General features: G+C 73.8%; 16 protein-coding genes. 6 read left to right on the top strand and 10 right to left on the bottom strand.

What is annotated here, in order from left to right; genetic code table 11:
* Positions 1–126 precede the first annotated feature (126 nt).
* Positions 127–1071: a pseudouridine-5'-phosphate glycosidase gene (locus R4Z63_RS07645; RefSeq protein WP_384454193.1), complete on the top strand. Its 945-nt coding sequence runs from the start codon at positions 127–129 to the stop codon at positions 1069–1071.
* A gap of 49 nt (positions 1072–1120) precedes the next feature.
* Positions 1121–2074, top strand: coding sequence for a carbohydrate kinase family protein (locus tag R4Z63_RS07650; RefSeq protein ID WP_491522526.1), 954 nt, complete (start codon positions 1121–1123; stop codon positions 2072–2074).
* Between the two features lie 118 nt (positions 2075–2192).
* Here R4Z63_RS07650 and R4Z63_RS07655 read toward each other — a convergent pair whose 3' ends face one another.
* Entirely contained in the window at positions 2193–2840 is a 648-nt protein-coding gene (locus R4Z63_RS07655; RefSeq protein WP_384453569.1) for a nucleoside/nucleotide kinase family protein, read from the bottom strand.
* A gap of 93 nt (positions 2841–2933) precedes the next feature.
* Between R4Z63_RS07655 and R4Z63_RS07660 the strand changes: the two genes are divergently transcribed.
* Positions 2934–4388, top strand: coding sequence for a WGR domain-containing protein (locus tag R4Z63_RS07660; RefSeq protein WP_384453572.1), 1455 nt, complete (start codon positions 2934–2936; stop codon positions 4386–4388).
* 27 nt (positions 4389–4415) lie between these two features.
* Here R4Z63_RS07660 and R4Z63_RS07665 read toward each other — a convergent pair whose 3' ends face one another.
* On the bottom strand, positions 4416–4763 hold the full coding sequence (locus R4Z63_RS07665; RefSeq protein WP_384453575.1) for a cupin domain-containing protein: 348 nt from the start codon (positions 4761–4763) through the stop codon (positions 4416–4418).
* 200 nt (positions 4764–4963) lie between these two features.
* Between R4Z63_RS07665 and R4Z63_RS07670 the strand changes: the two genes are divergently transcribed.
* Positions 4964–5635 (top strand): DUF2293 domain-containing protein, encoded by a 672-nt coding sequence (locus tag R4Z63_RS07670; RefSeq protein WP_037926638.1) that lies wholly within the window; start codon positions 4964–4966, stop codon positions 5633–5635.
* Here R4Z63_RS07670 and R4Z63_RS07675 read toward each other — a convergent pair.
* A complete protein-coding gene (locus R4Z63_RS07675) occupies positions 5628–6314 on the bottom strand; it encodes a chaplin (RefSeq protein ID WP_037926641.1) in 687 nt (228 codons plus the stop codon). The two genes, R4Z63_RS07670 and R4Z63_RS07675, sit on opposite strands and share 8 nt — an antisense overlap.
* Before the next feature lie 126 nt (positions 6315–6440).
* On the opposite strand from R4Z63_RS07675, the gene R4Z63_RS07680 reads away from it, so the two are divergent.
* Positions 6441–6989 carry a hypothetical protein gene (locus R4Z63_RS07680; RefSeq protein ID WP_384453580.1) on the top strand — a complete coding sequence of 183 codons (549 nt, stop codon included), beginning with the start codon at positions 6441–6443 and terminating at the stop codon, positions 6987–6989.
* On the opposite strand, the gene R4Z63_RS07685 is transcribed toward R4Z63_RS07680, so the two are convergent.
* The 3 genes from R4Z63_RS07685 to R4Z63_RS07695 all read right to left on the bottom strand — a co-directional run bounded on the left by R4Z63_RS07685 (position 6970) and on the right by R4Z63_RS07695 (position 12468).
* Positions 6970–8172, bottom strand: a complete 1203-nt coding sequence (locus tag R4Z63_RS07685) for an SWIM zinc finger family protein (RefSeq protein ID WP_384453583.1) — start codon at positions 8170–8172, stop codon at positions 6970–6972. The two genes, R4Z63_RS07680 and R4Z63_RS07685, sit on opposite strands and share 20 nt — an antisense overlap.
* A complete protein-coding gene (locus R4Z63_RS07690) occupies positions 8169–11009 on the bottom strand; it encodes an SCO1167/SCO6262 family helicase (RefSeq protein ID WP_384453586.1) in 2841 nt (946 codons plus the stop codon). The genes R4Z63_RS07685 and R4Z63_RS07690 overlap by 4 nt, the downstream gene beginning before the upstream one ends.
* A 97-nt stretch (positions 11010–11106) precedes the next feature.
* A complete protein-coding gene (locus R4Z63_RS07695; protein WP_384453589.1) occupies positions 11107–12468 on the bottom strand; it encodes a helix-turn-helix domain-containing protein in 1362 nt (453 codons plus the stop codon).
* A 134-nt stretch (positions 12469–12602) separates the two neighbouring features.
* Here R4Z63_RS07695 and R4Z63_RS07700 point away from each other — a divergent pair, with 134 nt between their 5' ends.
* Positions 12603–13220 carry a hypothetical protein gene (locus R4Z63_RS07700; protein WP_384453591.1) on the top strand — a complete coding sequence of 206 codons (618 nt, stop codon included), beginning with the start codon at positions 12603–12605 and terminating at the stop codon, positions 13218–13220.
* 87 nt (positions 13221–13307) lie between these two features.
* Here R4Z63_RS07700 and R4Z63_RS07705 read toward each other — a convergent pair whose 3' ends face one another.
* From R4Z63_RS07705 to rpsA, 4 genes are all read right to left on the bottom strand, one after another.
* Positions 13308–13703, bottom strand: a complete 396-nt coding sequence (locus tag R4Z63_RS07705; RefSeq protein WP_384453594.1) for a tetratricopeptide repeat protein — start codon at positions 13701–13703, stop codon at positions 13308–13310.
* Positions 13704–13769: 66 nt separating this feature from the next.
* Entirely contained in the window at positions 13770–14393 is a 624-nt protein-coding gene (coaE, locus tag R4Z63_RS07710) for a dephospho-CoA kinase (RefSeq protein WP_037926659.1), read from the bottom strand.
* Between the two features lie 68 nt (positions 14394–14461).
* Positions 14462–15400: a PAC2 family protein gene (locus R4Z63_RS07715; RefSeq protein ID WP_037927521.1), complete on the bottom strand. Its 939-nt coding sequence runs from the start codon at positions 15398–15400 to the stop codon at positions 14462–14464.
* A gap of 220 nt (positions 15401–15620) precedes the next feature.
* Entirely contained in the window at positions 15621–17129 is a 1509-nt protein-coding gene (rpsA, locus tag R4Z63_RS07720) for a 30S ribosomal protein S1 (RefSeq protein ID WP_030666059.1), read from the bottom strand.
* Between the last annotated feature and the right edge of the window lie 324 nt (positions 17130–17453).

Genomic DNA, 17453 nt, shown 5'->3' on the forward strand with positions numbered 1-17453 from the left:
CAGGGCCCGCGGGGCGGCGGGCCCGTGGTCGGGCCGCGCGTCCGCGGGGAGCGCTCCTCGGACAGCGTGGGGCGGGTGTGGCAGGAGTGTGTTTGGAGGCGCCGATCCCGTGCCATGGATGGGGACATGTCACAGCACAGAGCAACCGCGGCCCTGCCCGGTGGACCGGTCCTGTCGGAAGAGGTACGCGACGCGCTCGCCCAGGGCAGGCCGGTGGTGGCCCTGGAGTCGACGATCATCGCCCACGGCCTGCCCCGCCCCCGCAACCTGGAGGTGGCCCTCGAACTGGAGGGACTGGTCCGCGCGGAGGGCGCGGTTCCGGCGACGATCGCGGTCGTGGACGGGGTGGCCCGCGCGGGCCTCGACAAGACCTTGCTGGAGCGGATCGCAGCCGGCGACGGCGTGCGCAAGCTCGGTCATCGGGATCTGGCGCCCGCGCTGGCGACGGGCGCGACCGGTGCGACGACGGTGTCCGCGACGGCCTTCCTCGCGGCCGGGGCGGGACTGCGGGTCTTCGCGACGGGCGGACTGGGCGGCGTGCACCGCGAGTGGGCTCAGACACAGGACGAGTCGGCGGACCTGTCCCTGCTGGCGCGGACACGGATCACGGTGGTGTGCGCGGGCGTGAAGTCGATCCTGGACGTGCCGGCGACGTTGCAGCGGCTGGAGACGCTGGGAGTGGGGGTGCTCGGTTTCGGTACGGACCGGTTCCCCGGGTTCTACCTGGCCGACTCCGGTGAGCCGGTGGACTGGACCGTGCACCGGCCGGAGGAGGTCGCGGCGGTGATGGCCGCTCAGGACGCACTGGGAGGAACGGAGTCGGCGCTGCTGGTGGCCAATCCGGTGGCGGCCGGTGAACAGCTGGACCCGGAGCTGCACGACCGGGTCCTGGCCGAGGCCCTCGCCGCCTGCCGCGAGCAGGGGATCACAGGTCAGGCGGTGACGCCGTTCCTGCTGGGGTTTCTGGTGCGGGCGACGGGCGGAGCCTCGCTGGAGGCGAACCTGGCGGCGGTACGCGGGAACGTGCGGCTCGGTGCCCGGATCGCCCGGGCCTGGGCGGCCGTGGCATGACCGCCCCCGGGGGCGCTGCTCGTGGTCGGGGGACGTGGTGACGGATGTGGTGGCGATACATCCGGAGCCACTGGCTCCGGCCACCGACACCGCGGCCCGGATCCGCACCCTGCCGGGCGGCGCGGGGGCCAACGCGGCCTGTTGGGCGGCCCGTACGGGGAGCGCGGAGGTACGCCTCCTCGCGCGGGTGGGCGCCGACTCGGCACGGTGGCACGAACGGGCCCTGGTGGACGCGGGGGTGCGGCCGCAGCTGGTGATCGATCCGGAGGAGCCGACCGGGACGGTGGTGGCCCTCGTCGGCGAGGACGCCGAGCGGACGTTCCTCACGGACAGCGGGGCCTCGCTGCGGCTGTGCCCGGCGGACTGGACCCCGTCCCTGCTGGACGGGGCGGCCCACCTCCACCTGTCGGGATACCTGTTCTTCACCGACGGCAGCCGGGAGCTGGCCGCGCTCGCGCTGCGGGCGGCGCGGGCCCGCGGAGTGCCGGTGAGCGTGGACCCGGCCTCGGCCGGGTTCCTGGCGGCACTGGGCCCCCAGCGCTTCCTGGATGCCGTGGCGGGCGCGGAGGTGCTGCTGCCCAACGAGCACGAGGCCCGTCTGCTGGCCGGGCTGTCGGAGGCGGCCGGGGTGGCCCGGGCTGCGACGGCGTTGAGCCGGCGGGTGCCGCTGGTGGTGGTGACCCGGGGCCCGGCGGGGGCTCTGGTGGCCGAGCGCGGCCGGATCACGGCCGAGGTGGCGGCCGTGGAGCCGGGCGGGGAGGTGGTGGACTCCACGGGCGCCGGCGATGCCTTCACCGGCGCCTTCCTGGCGGCCCGCCTGGAAGGCTCGGACCCCCCGGAAGCTGCGCGCGCGGGCTGCCGCGCGGCCGCCCGGGCCATCACCCGCCCGGGCGGCCGCCCGCAGCCCGTCCCGGCGGAAGCCCCGAGCGCGGACGGGGGCGGATCCCGGCCCTCCCTCCGCCGGCGTTTCGGGCGCCGCTCCGGCAGCCGCCCCGACGGCTGAGGCCGGGACCCCGACAGCGTCCGGCACCCCGGCCCCGCAGGCGTGGGCCCGGCCGGGCCCGGGGGTCGGGGCGGACAGCGGGCTCGCCCAGCGGCAGCGGCACCACCGCAGCCCCGCGTCACCGCTCCCGGATCCCCGTCCAGGCGGGATGCCTGGGATCGTCGGCCCGGACCACCACATCGGCGGCCGAAGCCGGATCCGTCTCGGCCTCGTACCGGGCGAACGCTTCCCCCGTCCACCGCTCGGACTCCTCCGTCCGCCGCGCGAGCGCCCCGGCCGACAGGCGTACGTGGACGCTCAGGTCGAAGGGGAACCACCGCCCCAGCAGCAGCGGCCCGTGCACCAGCAGCACTCCGCCGGCGGGGAGCTCGACGTAGGGGCTGCGGGTAGCCCGGTCGGTCACCGGATCCCACAGGTCGGGCAGCACCCGTCCCGTCCCCCCGGGATCGGTCGGTCCGAACACCTCCCGCCAGAGCGCGGCCGTGTCGTACCAGCCGTCCAGGTACGCGTCCACGTCCCGGCGGCCGAACTCGAAGCGGAGGGAGGCCGGCCGCAGGAAACCGCCGGTCGGCACGACCAGTACCGGGCGCCCGCGCAGTTTCAGCTCCTGCGCGAGCAGACCGGCGAGGGTGCCGGTGTCCGCCGCGGGTGCGCCGTCGATGCCCACGCGCTGTCGACCGTCCGGCCCGGGGCCTTCGGCGGGTTCGCAGAGGTGGCCGGCGAGTCGCTCGGCCATCCGCTGCCATGTGATCGCTTCCCACTGCACCGGCCCATTGTCAGTGGTCGGTCCTAGCTTTTCCCACGAGGGACCACCGCGGAACAAGGCGCTGGTGGCCCGGCTTTCGGGGAGGGGTCTGTCATGGCTCGGGAGACGACGTATCTGGAGCTGTCGCAGGACGGCGGCGGGGCGCACAAGTTCTACGAGGTGACCGTGGACGGCACGGCCGTCTCGGTGCGCTACGGCCGCATCGGCGCGTCCGGCCAGCTGCAGAGCTCCTCGTTCCCGACCGCCGAGAAGGCCCGGGCGGCTGCCGCCAGGAAGATCGGCGAGAAGGTCCGCAAGGGATACGCCCCGGCCGTGCAGGGTCAGCGCGCCGCCCGGGCGGTGACACGCCGCCAGGTGGCCTCGGCGCCGTCGACGGCGCGTGCCGTCGCCCCGGTGCTGTGGCGCTTCCGTACCGGTTCCGCGGCCTTCGGGATCCACGTCGACGAGGACCGCTGCTGGGTCGGCAACCAGGCCGGAGACGTGTACACGCTGAGCCACGGCGGTGAGGTGCTGGCCCGCTATTCCCTGCCGGACGGGGTGAAGTGCCTGGTGGCGGACGAGTTCTGGATATACGCGGGCTGTGACGACGGCACGGTGTACGACCTGTCGTCGAAGGTCCCCTTCGGTGCCTACGCCATCGCGGCGGACGTGGACATCTACTGGCTGGACATCCACGAGGGCGTGCTCAACGTGTCCGACGCGAACGGCGGTCTGACCGTCATCGACCACGAGGACGAGCACCAGTGGTCACGGAAGTCCTCGGGGAGCGGTGCGTGGATGGTCCGGGCCGACGAGCGGGCGGTCTACCACGGGCATAGCGCCGGAGTGACGGCCTACGCGGCCGACGGCACCGGGCAGGTGTGGCACAGCGCCACCCCCGGCGGAGTCCTGTTCGGCTGGCAGGAGGAGCACTCGGTGTACGCGGGTACGGTCCGCAACACGGTGCAGCGGCTGTCGAAGGCCACCGGGGCCACGGAGGCCACTTACCGGTGCGACGCGGCGGTGTACGCGTGCGCGACCTCGCCGGACGGCCGCCACGTCTTCGCGGGCGACTCTTCCTCCTCGGTCTACTGCTTCGACGCGGACGGGCGCCGGCTGTGGAAGCTGGGAACCGGCGGCGGGTCGGCGCTGTCGATGCAGTACCTGGACGGACGGCTCTACCTCGTCACCACGGACGGCTCGCTGGTCTGCGTGGACGCGAGCGAGCAGGCGATCGCGGCGGCCCAGCAGGGGGCGGTGCCCGCACCGGTGGACGTCAAGTCCGCAGCCGCGCTGCCGGTGTTCACCCCGGCCGCTTCGGCCTCGGCGGTGGCGACGGTCTCGATGGCCGCGGTGGCCTCGGACCCGGCGGGCGGCGTGGTCGTGGAGTGCGTCCAGCAGGGCGGCCGGGTACGGGTGCAGGTGGTGTCGGGCGGCTTCGAGTCGTCCTGGAACGTGCAGTTCCCGCGGGGCATCAGGGAGGTCGGCGCCCGGTACGTGGTCGACGGCCTGCACGCGGCATCGGGCGGCTTCTACCGGGTGCGCGGGGAGATACGCCGACTGGTCTGAGCTCGGCCGGCCCGCTCGGGCGACGGGTCAGCGGGGGTGCTGCCGGCAAACCTCCGGGGTGGCACCGGAGGGAGCCGGCGTGGGTATGGAGAACGCGGTCCCCTCGGGCAGCCGGGGGGTCACGTGGAGTACGACGGGCTCGGTGCCGAGGTTGTGGCCCAGGTGTATGTGACCGATGCCCGCGGGTTCCACGAAGGCGGTTCCGGGCCGGTGCACTTCGACGCTGAGGTCGTGCAGGACCCGGGTGAGGGTGCCCGCGAGGACGACTGCTTCGAGCCGGGTCCGGTGGTAGTGCCAGCCGGTGCAGGCGCCGGGCGGAATGACGATCTCGTGGCCCGCCGGGACCGTCGTGACGCATGCTCTTCCGGTGCTCATGCCGAAACCGGTCACCGGCGGCCTCGCTGTCGTCGTCCGCTGCGCTCCCATGTGCTCCTCCTCCGTGGTCCGGGCCCGTTCGGCCGTCGGTCCCGTGACCACCGTAGGAGTGATCAGGCCGATCCCGGAAGAGTCGGCCAAACCTCAACCTCCCGTCCCCACCAGGTGATACGAGACGCTCAGGGCGGTATCACACCCGTATGAGCCTGGTCGTTTTCGAGTCTGCGAAGCAGATCCACTGCGCGGAGTGCCGGCGGGGTCCGCTCCGGCACCTGGTCCGCGAGGCTGGCGTGCCCCGGTGCCTGGACTGTGCGGATCTGGGGCATCTCGTCTACCTCCCGCGAGGGGACGCAGCACTCACCCGGCGGTCTCGCGAGGCGAGTTCGCTCTGCGCCGTCGTGGTGCGCTTCAACCGGCGGCGCCGCCGGTACGAGCGTCTCGGGCTCCTCGTCGAGGACGCCGCCCTGGCCGACGCGGAACGCGCATGCCTCGCGGACTCCGAGGCGCGGGCGCGCCGACGGGAGCGCGACCGGCTGCGCCGTGCGGCGCAGGACGTGCGGTTCACGGCGGCCTTCGCGGCCGAGATCGTGCGGCTGTTCCCCGGCTGCCCGGCCGACCGGGCCGTGGCGATCGCCACCCATGCCTCGGTGCGCGGGAGCGGCCGGGTGGGCCGCAGCGCGGCGGGCCGGGCCCTGGACGAAGCCGCGGTCTCGGTGGCGGTGCGGGCGGCGGTGCGACACACCGACACCGAGTACGACGCCCTGCTGATGGCGGGTGTCCCCCGCTTCGCGGCCCGCGCACGGCTGGCCGCGCGGATCGACGCCGTCCTGGACGGATGGCGCGCCATACCCGAGCAGCGGAACGCTAGTTGAGCCGGAACCGGCGGTAGAGGAGGACACCGCCAAGGAGCAGGGCCCCGCCCGCGGGCAGCAGGTAGCCGGCGCCGTCGGCGCCGGTGTGGGCGAGCGCCTCACCGGGCCGCGGGGGCTGCGCCTCGGTGACCGGGACGACGGGTGCGGCGGGGGTGACCGGAGTGACCGGGGTGACCGGCTTCTCAACGACGGGCGGCTGGACCGGCTTGCCTTCGGTGGGCTTCTCGACGTTGACGGAGGTGTTGCCGTGCGCGGGGTTGCCGATGCCGACCACGTTGACGGAGTTGCCGCTGGCGTTCAGCGGCAGGTTGACGGGCAACTGAATGCCATTGCCTGACAATACGCCTGGAGAATCCTTTCCGCGCCCCTCTGCCACCGCGCCCCCGCCGTTCCCTCCGCCCTGCTGCGACGCGTCCGCCCCGCCACCGCCCGACGCGTTGGCGCAGCGGTTCCCGGCCGCGGGGTTCAGCACGCCGACGACGTTCACGGTGTTCCCGCAGACGTTCACCGGCAGGTCCACGGGCAGCTGGACGAGATTCCCGGAGAGCAGACCCGGCGATCGCTCGGCCTTGCCATCGGCGTCCGCGTCGGCGTGGGCGAGTCCGCCCACACCCGCGACGGCTAGGCCGCCACCTGCAACGACCGCCGCGATCAGACCACTTCGACGACTGTGACGCATCACTTTCCCTGCCTTCCGATGGATTTGCGGGGCCTCGCCCGCACCGGAAACAACGCCCCCAAACCCATACGGGTTATAGAAGCGGTAGGCATTTCACTCAATCGTGTACGGGGTACTGGGTACTTCATGACCGCACGACCGCTCCTCCTCCTCGACGTCGACGGACCGCTCAACCCCTTCCGGTCCCTCTCCGCCGGACTGCGCGGGTACCGGAGCCACCGCATGTGGCCGGACGTCTGGCTCTCCTACCGCGATCCGGAGACCCGCAGGGCCCGACGCGGGGCGCGGGTCCGCCTCCACCCCTCCCACGGCGCCCGGCTGCTGGCCCTGCCCTTCGAGATCGCCTGGGCCACGGCCTGGACGCATCAGGCCAACACCCTGATCTCCCCACACATCGGGCTCCCCGGCGACCTGTCCGTCGTCGAATGGCCCGAACTGTTCGCCGAGGATCCCGACGGCCTCTCCTGGAAGACCCGGCATCTGAGGGACTGGGCGGCGGGCCGCCCCTTCGCCTGGGTCGACGACATGATCACCCCGCGGGACCGGGAATGGGTCGCCGCCCACCATCCGGCGCCGGCCCTGCTGCTGCGCGTCCACCCGCGCCACGGCCTGCGGGACCGCGACTTCACCGCGCTGACCCGCTGGGCGGAGGGCCTCAGCCCAGCAGGGCGCTGACCGGGTCCGCGGAGGGCCGGCCCGTGGGCCACCAGTCGTCGTCGCCCGGACGGGACTCGTAGGCGTACCAAAGGGCGTCTCGGCCGAGCCGCAGCTGGCGGGTGCGGGCCGTCAGGCGGTTGCGTTCGGGGCGGAAGGGGCCCTGCGCCGCGGCGAGGAGCGCCGGGCGGGCCCGGTCGAAGGGGCCGGCCGGCGGATCCCAGGCCTCTTCGAGCGCGGCCAGGGCGGGGCGGCCGCCCTGGCGCCAGGCCGCCGCGGCCCGCGCGAGGTCGGTGGTGGTGCGCCCGGTGGCGCGGGCCAGGTCCCGGTAGAGGGTGCGGGCCGTACCGGTCAGGCCCGACGTGGGCTCGGCGGAGGCCAGCCGTACGGCGTCCTGCCAGAGGGAGAGCCCGGCGACCGGGTCCTCGCCGGTGGTGAGCAGTGCGAGGGCGCGGGCGGCGGCGTCGGAGGCGAGCTGGTCGAGGGCCAGCGGGTCCGGCGCCGCCGGGTCGGCCGGGCAGGCGGGTGGCAGACCCACCGCCGCGGGCGCGCTGAGCGGCATCGGCAGCGGCAGCACCGCACGGGCGCATGCCTCCCGGGCCGCGACACCGGGGAAGGCCGCTGCCGCACCGGGCTGTTCGCGTGCCGCGTGGGCGGCGTTGCGGCGGGTGAGGTCCGCCAGGAGCTCCCGCTCGCCGCGGCCGCGCAGGAGCAGCAGGACGAAGGGGTCGGCGTCGAGGAGACGGGCCGCGCGGTAGCAGAGGGCGGCGGCGTGCTTGCACGGCGGACGCCCGAAGTCCGGGCAGGAGCAGTGCGGGACGAGCTCGCCCGCCCCGGGCAGCACGGTTCCCGCCAGCGTCTGCGGGACCTCGCGCTCCAGGAGGGAGCCGAGTGCCGCCGGGTCGGCGGCCACCTCCTCCAGCAGCCCGCTCCACTCCGGGTCCGCGAAGGCGGGCAGGGTCAGCTCGGTGCGGTACGGGCGGGGTCTGCTACCCCGGACGTACGCGACGATCCGGCCGGGTGTGACGGTCACCGCGTCGACCCGCCCGGCGGCGGCGTACGCACGACCGCGGGCCAGGCGGGCCGGGTCGCCGGAGGCCGCCTCCAGGGCGGACACCCAGGCGCGGCCCCACCAGCTCACCGCCTCCGCCCCGGCAGGCACGGTCTCGAAGGTGCGGCGGCGGTCGTCCCGCGCGGTGATCATGTGGGCCTCCGCAGGGAGACGAGGTCGGCGAGCTCGCGGTCGGTCAGCTCGGTGAGCGCCGCCTCGCCCGAGCCGAGGACGGCGTCGGCCAGGGCACGCTTCGCCTCCAGCATCTCGGCGATGCGGTCCTCGACGGTGCCCTCGGCGATGATGCGGTGGACCTGTACGGGCCTGGTCTGACCGATGCGGTAGGCGCGGTCGGTGGCCTGTTCCTCGACGGCCGGGTTCCACCAGCGGTCGAAGTGGACGACGTGTCCGGCCCGGGTGAGGTTCAGGCCGGTGCCGGCGGCCTTGAGGGACAGCAGGAAGACGGGGACCTCACCGGCCTGGAAGCGGTCGACGAGCTCCTCCCGGCGCGCGACCGGGGTGCCGCCGTGCAGGAGCTGCGAGGCGATCCCGCGGGCCGACAGGTGCCGTTCGATAAGCCGGGCCATCGTCACGTACTGCGTGAAGACCAGCACCGATCCGCCCTCGGCGACGATCGTGTCGAGCAGCTCGTCCAGCAGGGCGAGCTTGCCGGAACGGTGCGGAAGCCGGGGCCGCTCCTCCTTCAGGTACTGCGCGGGGTGGTTGCAGATCTGTTTGAGCGAGGCCAGCAACTTCATGATCATGCCGCGTCTCTCGATGCCCTCGCTGGACTCGATCACGGCCATCGCCTCGTCCACCGCAGCCCGGTAGAGGGAGACCTGCTCCCGGGTGAGGGACACCGGGTGGTCGGTCTCCGTCTTCGGCGGCAGCTCGGGCGCGATACCGGGGTCGGACTTTCTGCGCCGCAGCAGGAACGGCCGTACGAGCGCGGACAGTCGGGCGACCGCGGCCTCGTTGCCGCCGTCCTCGGCCTGCTGGTGCTCCACCGGGCGGGCGTGCCGGGCCCGGAAGGCGGTCAGCGGACCCAGCAGTCCCGGTGTGGTCCAGTCGAGCAGCGCCCACAGCTCGGAGAGGTTGTTCTCCACCGGGGTGCCGGTCAGCGCCACCCGGGCCGGCGCGGGGATGGTGCGCAATGCCTTGGCGGTCGCCGAGTGGGGGTTCTTCACGTGCTGTGCCTCGTCGGCGACGACCATGCCCCAGCGCTGTCCGGCGAGCTGGACGGCGCTGGCGCGCATCGTGCCGTAGGTGGTGAGCACGAACCCGCCCTCGCAGGACGTCAGGTCATCGGTGCTGCGGCTGCCGCCGTGGAAGCGGCGCACGGGGGTGCCGGGTGCGAACTTTCCGATCTCGCGCTGCCAGTTGCCCAGGAGGGAGGCCGGGCAGACCACGAGCGTGGGCTCGCGGCGGTCCCGGTGCAGATGGAGTGCGATGAGGGTGACGGTCTTGCCCAGGCCCATGTCGTCGGCGAGGCAGCCGCCGAGACCCAGCGAGGTCATCAGGTCCAGCCAGGCCAGGCCGCGTGCCTGGTAGTCGCGCAGGGTGGCCCTGAGGGCAGGGGGCTGCGGGAGCAGGACCGGTTCCCCGGTCAGCCGCTCCCGGAGGGCCGCCAGCGCGCCCACGGGCACCGCCTCGACCTGCTCGCCGTCGGCCTCGGCCGTCCCCGACAGGACGGCGGCCAGCGCGTCCACCGGTTCCAGCAGGCCCAGTTCGCGGCGGCGCGCCTTGCGGACCAGCTCCGGGTCCACCCGCACCCACTGGTCCCGCAGCCGGACGACGGGTCGGTGGGCCTGCGCCAGCGCGTCCATCTCGCCCGGGGTCAGCCGGTCACCGCCCAGGGCCAGTTCCCAGGAGAAGGCGAAGAGGTGTTCCGCGTCGAAGAAGGCGGTCCCGTCGATGGCGGACCCGGGCGCGGTGGACCGTACGACGGCGGTCGCGGACAGCGTACGGGCCAGGTCCCGCGGCCAGTGGACGACGACCCCGGCTGCCGCCAGGCGGTCCGCGGCCACCCCCAGCAGATCCTCCAGCTCCGGGTCGGACAGGGCCAGGGCGTCGGGCACGGCCTGGTCCAGCAGCCTCAGCAGCGGCGGCCAGACCCGCGCGGCCCGGCGCAGCGCGAGCACGGCGTCGATCCGGGCGCGGGGTCCGAAGCCGACGCCGGCCGTCCCGGCCCACAACTGCCCGGCATCGGTGACCAGCGTCGGGTCGGCGAGGCTGTGCACCTGGACGACGGCGGCGCCGGCACGGCGGGTCTCCTCCCCCTCGGCCGCGTCGAAGACGCGGAAGGAGGACAGGTCCAGCCTGAGCGAGAGCCCGACCCCGGCATCGGCCCCGGCCGCGACCTGCGCGGCCCACTCCCGCAGGCCGGGCACCCGCTGCGGTTCCCGGGCGGCGAACGGCCGCCCGGCGGCGACGGCCGCGGCCGGGGTGCGGGGCAGGCTGTCGGCGACGGCATCGAGGAAGGCGCGTACCAGCGCTTCCGGTTCGGGCAGTTGGAGCGGGCGGCGTCCGGCGAGCGGCGTCGCGTATCCCTCGTGGGGCAGGGCGGCGGCGACCGCCCTCAGGTGGGCGAGGTCGGCGGCTTCGAGCGGGCCGGCACGCCACGCGTCGACACCCTCGGGGGTGAGCCCGGGAAGGAGACGGCCGCGCGCGGCCAGGGTGAGGGCCTGTGTGGCGGCGGTGCCCCAGGCCCGGGTGGCGGGGTGCGCGGCGGGGTTGCGGGGGGCCCGCGCGAGCAGCGGCAGGGCGGCGTCGACTCCGAAGGCCACCGCGGGCACGGTCCTGCTGCGGACCGCGCTGCCGTGCGGTCGTACGACGGTGAGCCGGTCCGGTGTGCCCGCCTCGGGCAGCGGGCCGCCCTCCGGCGACCAGAAGGCGACCCGCCCTTGCCGGGGGACGGCGGCGGGCAGGAAGACGGCTGCACAGCGCAGCAGCGCGGATTCCTGCGGCATCGGCCGCGTCTGCGCCGTCATGCCGTCCCCCTCTCCCCCTCGATGTCCTCCGGGACCTGCCGGACCCTTCCCCACGAGTCTAGGCGCGACCGCCGACAAAGCCCTCTGACCTGCGAATTCAGCGCGCCCAGCGCCCCTGTTCCAGGGCGTATCCGTAGACCGGCCGGCCGGTGGCGGCGCTGGTGCGCAACGGACGGCCGCCGTCGTCGATGCGCAGGGTGCCCGAGCCGGCCGGTGAGGACCACCTCAGGTCCAGGGACCAGTCGCAGTCGCAGCCCGTGGTGGCCGCCTCCACCCGCAGGACGGCCGGTTCCGCGGCCGAGACCCGCATCGGGAACGCCGGGGCCGGCAGTCGCTTGCCGGAGTCGTTACCGGCGACGGGCCGGGCCAGCGGGCGGGGCGCGTCCAGGTTGACGGCGAAGACGGCCGGGGTGAGACCGCCGCCGCAGCCCTGGGACATCTGGTACACGTTCCATGCGGGCGGTGTGCGGCGGGCCGCCACCCGAACCTCCAGGCCGTCCAGGACCACCGCTCCCCCGCCCGTGCCGTGCAGCGTGACCTCCACGGTCTGGTTCCCGGCGTGCACGGCGCTCTGGGCCGACGCCCAGGCCGGCGCGTCCGCCTCCACGGGCGGCGGGGGCACCGCCGCGGGCCCCCGCTCGGCCAGGTAGGCGTGGTCGCAGCCCGCGGCCCACACGTGCGGGCGCACCGCCGCCCGGAGGGGGGCCGCCTGCGTCCGGCCGGGGCCCGGCGGCGAGGCGGAGGGCGGGGTCGCGTCCGGGTCCCCCGGCGGCGGGCCCGGCGCAGGTCCCGTGGCCGGCCCCGTCGGAGCCGCTCCCGCCTCCGACGGGGACGCCGCGGCCGGAGCGGATCCCGAAGGGCCGCCCGTACCGGCTACCGGGCCCCGCCCGGGTGCGGTGCGCGGTGTCCCCGTGTCGGGTCCGGTCAGCGCCAGCAGCGTCACGGCCACCGCACCGGCCGCCAGCCCCGCGGCGGCGGCCACGGCCGCCCTGCGCCGGTGCCGGGACGACCGCAACGGCGGCTCCACCACCACGTCCGGGCCCTCCGGCGCGGCCTGCTCCGGCGGGGCGTCCGGCACCGGATGCGGTGCCGGTGCGGGTACCGGTGCGGGTGCGGGTGCGGGTGCGGGTGCGGGTGCGGGTGCGGGTGCAGTTTCCGGATCCGGTGCCGCGGCCGCGGCGCGCCGCCGCGCGTCCGCCAGGAGCCACGCCCGGTGCAGGTCCACCGCCTCCGCCGCCGAAGCCCCGCAGGCCCGCGCGAAGCGGTCCACCACCGCGAACTCCGCGGGCAGCGCCGCCCCGTTGCAGTAGCGGTGCAGCGTCGACGTACTGGTGTGCAGCCTGCGCGCCAGCACGCCGTAACTCAGCCCGCCGCGGTCCTTCAGTTCTCGCATCCGCCGCGCGAAGTCCTCGGCCTCACTCACGGTGTCCCCGTCCCCCGTCCCATCGCTCCGTTCCATGCATGAGGTGTTCCCCCAGGTGACAGTGCGTACGGGCGTTCCAGTGTCCCGGTTTCGCCCCGAACCCTGGCCCCGCGCCCCGGCCGGGGAACAGCCTGGACAGGCACACCGACACCTTCACGGGGAGAGCCCACATGTTCCGACGTACCGACACCGCCGCCGCCCTCGCCACCGCACTGGTCGCGGCGGCCGCCACCCTCGTCCTCACCGCCCCGACCTCCGCCGCGGCCCCCGGCGCGCCCGGCTTCCTGGCCGGCACCGACCTGCCGCCGCACCCGACGTCCCCCTGGTACGCCGGCGAGATCACCAGGGGGCTGCCCGAGACGGCTCCGTTCTGCCTGGACGGCGTGCTGCCGCGGGCGGGCGGCTGGCACCGGGAGTTCGGCACCGAGTACGACACCGGCGCCGTCCAGGTGTCCGTGCGCGCCGCCTCCCCCTCCGCGGCCGCCAAGCTCGCCGGCAGGCTGGAGCGCAGGGTCGCCGCCTGCGCCGCCGACTGGCTGCGTACGACCCCGGGCGGCACGGCCTCCTGGCAGGACTACGGGACCCTCCCGGTCGAGGAGGGCGCGCACGTCTACGGGGTCCACACCTCGATCCCGGAGTCCGAGCCGGGCGTGCACCTCTATGGGATCGGACGCGACGGTTCCACCGTGACCGTCGTGAAGTGGAGCCAGATGGGCGACCTGTCGCAGGCCCCGGTCGCCGCCTTCAGGAAGACGACCGGCACGGCTGTGAACAAGCTCAACCCGTAGCCCGGCGGGCATCCGGAACCGGGCGGACCGGCCGCGCGGCGCCACGGCCTGCGCACGGCACCGGCCGGATCAGGCAGCTCGGCCGGATCAGGCCGGTCCGGCCTGCTCCTCGAAGCGGGCCGCCGCCAGGTATTCCGGCTGCGGGTCGAGGGCCGCGGCCAGCCGGAAGTGCTTGCGCGCCTGCTCGGGCCGCCCCGCTCGCTCGTGCGTGCGGGCCAGCGCGAAGTGGGCGAAGGCGTTGTCCGGCTCGCGCTCCAGGACGAGCTCGAACTCCATCTCGGCCGGGCGCAGTTGGGCGGCGGCGAAGAAGGCCCGGGCGCGCAGCAGGCGGGCCGCCGTGTTCTCCGGGTGGGCGGCCACGACCGAGTCGAGCAGCTTGACCGCGCCGCGCGGGTCGCGTGCGGCGAGCAGCTGCTCGGCCGCCCGGAAGTCGATGACGTGTGTTTCCGGGCTGGACGGTGTGGGACGCGCGGTCTCGGACACGGTATGGATCCTTCCCTCTGCCGGAGCCTTCAACGCCCCCACCCCGCCCGCTATTCCATGCACACGTCAAGCAGTCCCAGCGCCCGGGGCTCGGCCCGAGGCCCGCTCGGTGAGCTCCTTCCACACCCTGCGCACCTGCGGCTCCAGCGCGTCCAGCGGCCCGTCGTTGTCGATCACGAGGGTGGCCACCGCGAGGCGCTCCTCGCGCGTGGCCTGCGCGGCCATTCGGGCCCTGGCCTCCTCCTCGGCCATGGCGCGCAGCCCGGTCAGCCGGGCCAGCTGCGTCGACGGGGCCGCGTCCACCACGACCACCAGGTCGTAGAGGGGTGCGAGGCCGTTCTCGGTGAGCAGCGGCACGTCGTGGACGACGATGGCGTCGGGGCCCGCGGCGGCTTCCAGTTCGGCGGACCGGGCGCCGACCAGCGGGTGCACGATCGCGTTGAGCGTCCGGAGCTTGTCCTCGTCCGCGAACACGATGGATCCCAGCCCGGGCCGGTCCAGCGTGCCCTCGGGGGTCAGCACCTCCCGCCCGAAGGCCGCCACGATCGCCGCGAGCCCGGGCGTACCGGGCTCCACCACCTCGCGCGCGATCCGATCGGCGTCGACGACGACCGCCCCGTACCCCGCCAGCAGCCGCGAGACCTCGCTCTTGCCGGCACCGATTCCGCCCGTCAGGCCCACTTTCAGCATGACCCGCAGCTTAGGCCCCCGTACAGCCGTGCGGGAGCCGCGGGGCGGAGGACTCGGGGGCGGCGGGTTCAGCCCTCGCCCTCGCGCTCCGCCAGGAACCGCTCGAACTCGCGGCCGATCTCGTCCGCCGACGGCAGCTCCGCCGGCTCGGCGATCATGTTGCCCCGGGTCTGGGCCCCGGCGGCGGCGTCGTACTGGTGCTCCAGCCCCTGCACCAGGCCGACCAGCTCCTCGTCGCCCTCGCGGATCTGCCGGTCGATCTCGGTCTGCGTACGGTGTGCCTCGGTCCGCAGGGCGTGCGCCACGGCCGGCAGCACCAGTCCGGTCGCCGCCGTGATGGCCTCCAGCACCGTCAGCGCGGCGTCCGGGTACGGGGAGCGCGCCACGTAGTGCGGCACGTGTGCGGCGACGCCGAGGACATCGTGCCCGGCCTGGGACAGACGGAACTCCACCAGCGATTCGGCACTGCCGGGCACCTGGGCCTCGTCGAAGGGGCTGCGGTGGCCGGGCATGAGGTCGGTCCGGTTCCCGTGCGGGGTGATGCCGACGGGCCGGGTGTGCGGGACGCCCATCGGGATGCCGTGGAAGTTGACCGAGAGACGGACCCCGAGACGCTCGACGATCTGCCGGACGGCGACGGCGAAGCGCTCCCACTCCACGTCCGGCTCCGGGCCGGACAGCAGCAGGAACGGCGCCCCGGTGGCGTCCTGGACCAGCCGGACCTCCAGCCGCGGCTCCTCGAACTCCGCCCAGTGGTCGCGCTGGAAGGTCAGCAGCGGGCGGCGCGCCCGGTAGTCCACGAGCCGGTCCGCGTCGAAGCGGGCGACCACCTGGTGGGGCAGGGTGTCCAGGAGCCGGTCGACGATCTGCTCGCCGGCCTCTCCCGCGTCGATGTACCCCTCGAAGTGGTACAGCATGACCAGCCCGGCCGAGTCCTGGGCGACCGCCAGGTCGGCCACCGCCAGACCCTTGGCATCCCATTCGTACAAGCCCTGTGGATCAAGCACCGCCACCACTCCTCCTCGTCTCGTTCTCTGCCAAGAACGTCCGAGGCTGCGCGGCCATTCCCCGGCCGGGCCCCTTCACAGGAACGGAATGGATCACACGGGCCACCGCCACCGCAGGAATCCCGCCGGGAACGCGGTGAGGCCCGCCCCCCGAAGGGGACGGGCCTCACCGTCGTACTGGGTCAGCTCTGCTCACACCGGGGTGCGATGCGCGCTGCGATCAGCTCTGGCCGCCGGCCAGCTTCTCGCGGAGCGCGGCCAGGGCCTCGTCCGACGCCAGGGCGCCGGAGGTCTCGTCCGACTCCGAGGAGTAGGAACCACCCGAGATGCCCGCACCGGCGTTGCCACCGGCGGCCGGGGCGGCAGCGCCCTCGGCGGCAGCGGCCTCGTCGGCCTCGCGGCTCTTGATGACCTGCGCCTGGTGCTGCTCGAAGCGAGCCTGCGCCTCGGCGTACTGGGTCTCCCAGGCCTCGCGCTGCTTCTCGTAGCCCTCGAGCCAGTCGTTGGTCTCGGGGTCGAAGCCCTCGGGGTAGATGTAGTTGCCCTGGTCGTCGTAGGACGCGGCCATGCCGTACAGGGTCGGGTCGAACTCGACCGACGCCGGGTCGGCACCGAAGGACTCGTTGGCCTGCTTCAGGGACAGCGAGATCCGGCGACGCTCCAGGTCGATGTCGATGACCTTGACGAAGATCTCGTCGTTGACCTGGACGACCTGCTCCGGGATCTCCACGTGGCGCTCGGCCAGCTCGGAGATGTGGACCAGACCCTCGATGCCCTCGTCCACGCGGACGAACGCACCGAACGGAACCAGCTTGGTGACCTTACCCGGGACGACCTGACCGATCTGGTGCGTACGGGCGAACTGCTGCCACGGGTCCTCCTGCGTCGCCTTCAGCGACAGGGAGACACGCTCGCGGTCCATGTCGACGTCGAGGACCTCGACGGTGACTTCCTGGCCGACCTCGACAACCTCGGACGGGTGGTCGATGTGCTTCCAGGACAGCTCGGAGACGTGAACGAGACCGTCGACGCCACCCAGGTCCACGAAGGCACCGAAGTTGACGATCGAGGACACGACGCCGGAGCGGACCTGGCCCTTCTGCAGGGTGGTGAGGAACGTCTGGCGAACCTCGGACTGGGTCTGCTCCAGCCAGGCGCGGCGGGACAGGACCACGTTGTTGCGGTTCTTGTCCAGCTCGATGATCTTCGCCTCGAGCTCCTTGCCCACGTAGGGCTGGAGGTCGCGGACACGGCGCATCTCGACCAGGGAGGCCGGGAGGAAGCCGCGGAGGCCGATGTCGAGGATGAGACCACCCTTGACGACCTCGATGACGGTACCGGTGACGATGCCGTCCTCTTCCTTGATCTTCTCGATCGTGCCCCAGGCACGCTCGTACTGAGCGCGCTTCTTGGACAGGATCAGACGGCCTTCCTTGTCCTCCTTCTGGAGAACCAGGGCCTCGATCTCGTCGCCGACCTTGACGACCTCGTTCGGGTCGACGTCGTGCTTGATCGAGAGCTCGCGGCTCGGGATCACGCCTTCCGTCTTGTAACCGATGTCGAGCAGGACCTCGTCCCGGTCGACCTTCACGATGACGCCGTCGACGATGTCGCCGTCGTTGAAGTACTTGATCGTCTCGTCGATCGCGGCGAGGAAGGCTTCCTCGTTACCGATGTCGTTGACCGCTACCTGCGGAGTGGTAGAGGTGGTCTCGGTGCTGCTCGTCATGTGGGAAAGGGCTCCGGTTACGGACAGAAAGTCGTAGGTACTGCTACGCCGGGAGCCCTTATCGGCATCTGCCGAAGAAGCCGGACAGCCACGGAAGCCCGATCCGCACAGGCGGGAGGCCTCGAAAACCGAGGGGACATCAACAGATGCAAGCGCAGCCTGCTAGGTCTGAGGAGCACAGGCTCGCAGCGCAACTTGTAGCATACGGGGGCTGCCGGACAGGGTCAATGCGCGAAGGCCCACACCCCGGGCGGATCACCGCACAACCGGCACAATTCACGGGCGGGCGCGCGCTGATGGCGCTCCCTGCCGCGTCCCAAGACA

This window comes from Streptomyces sp. PL-29 (assembly GCF_058344425.1).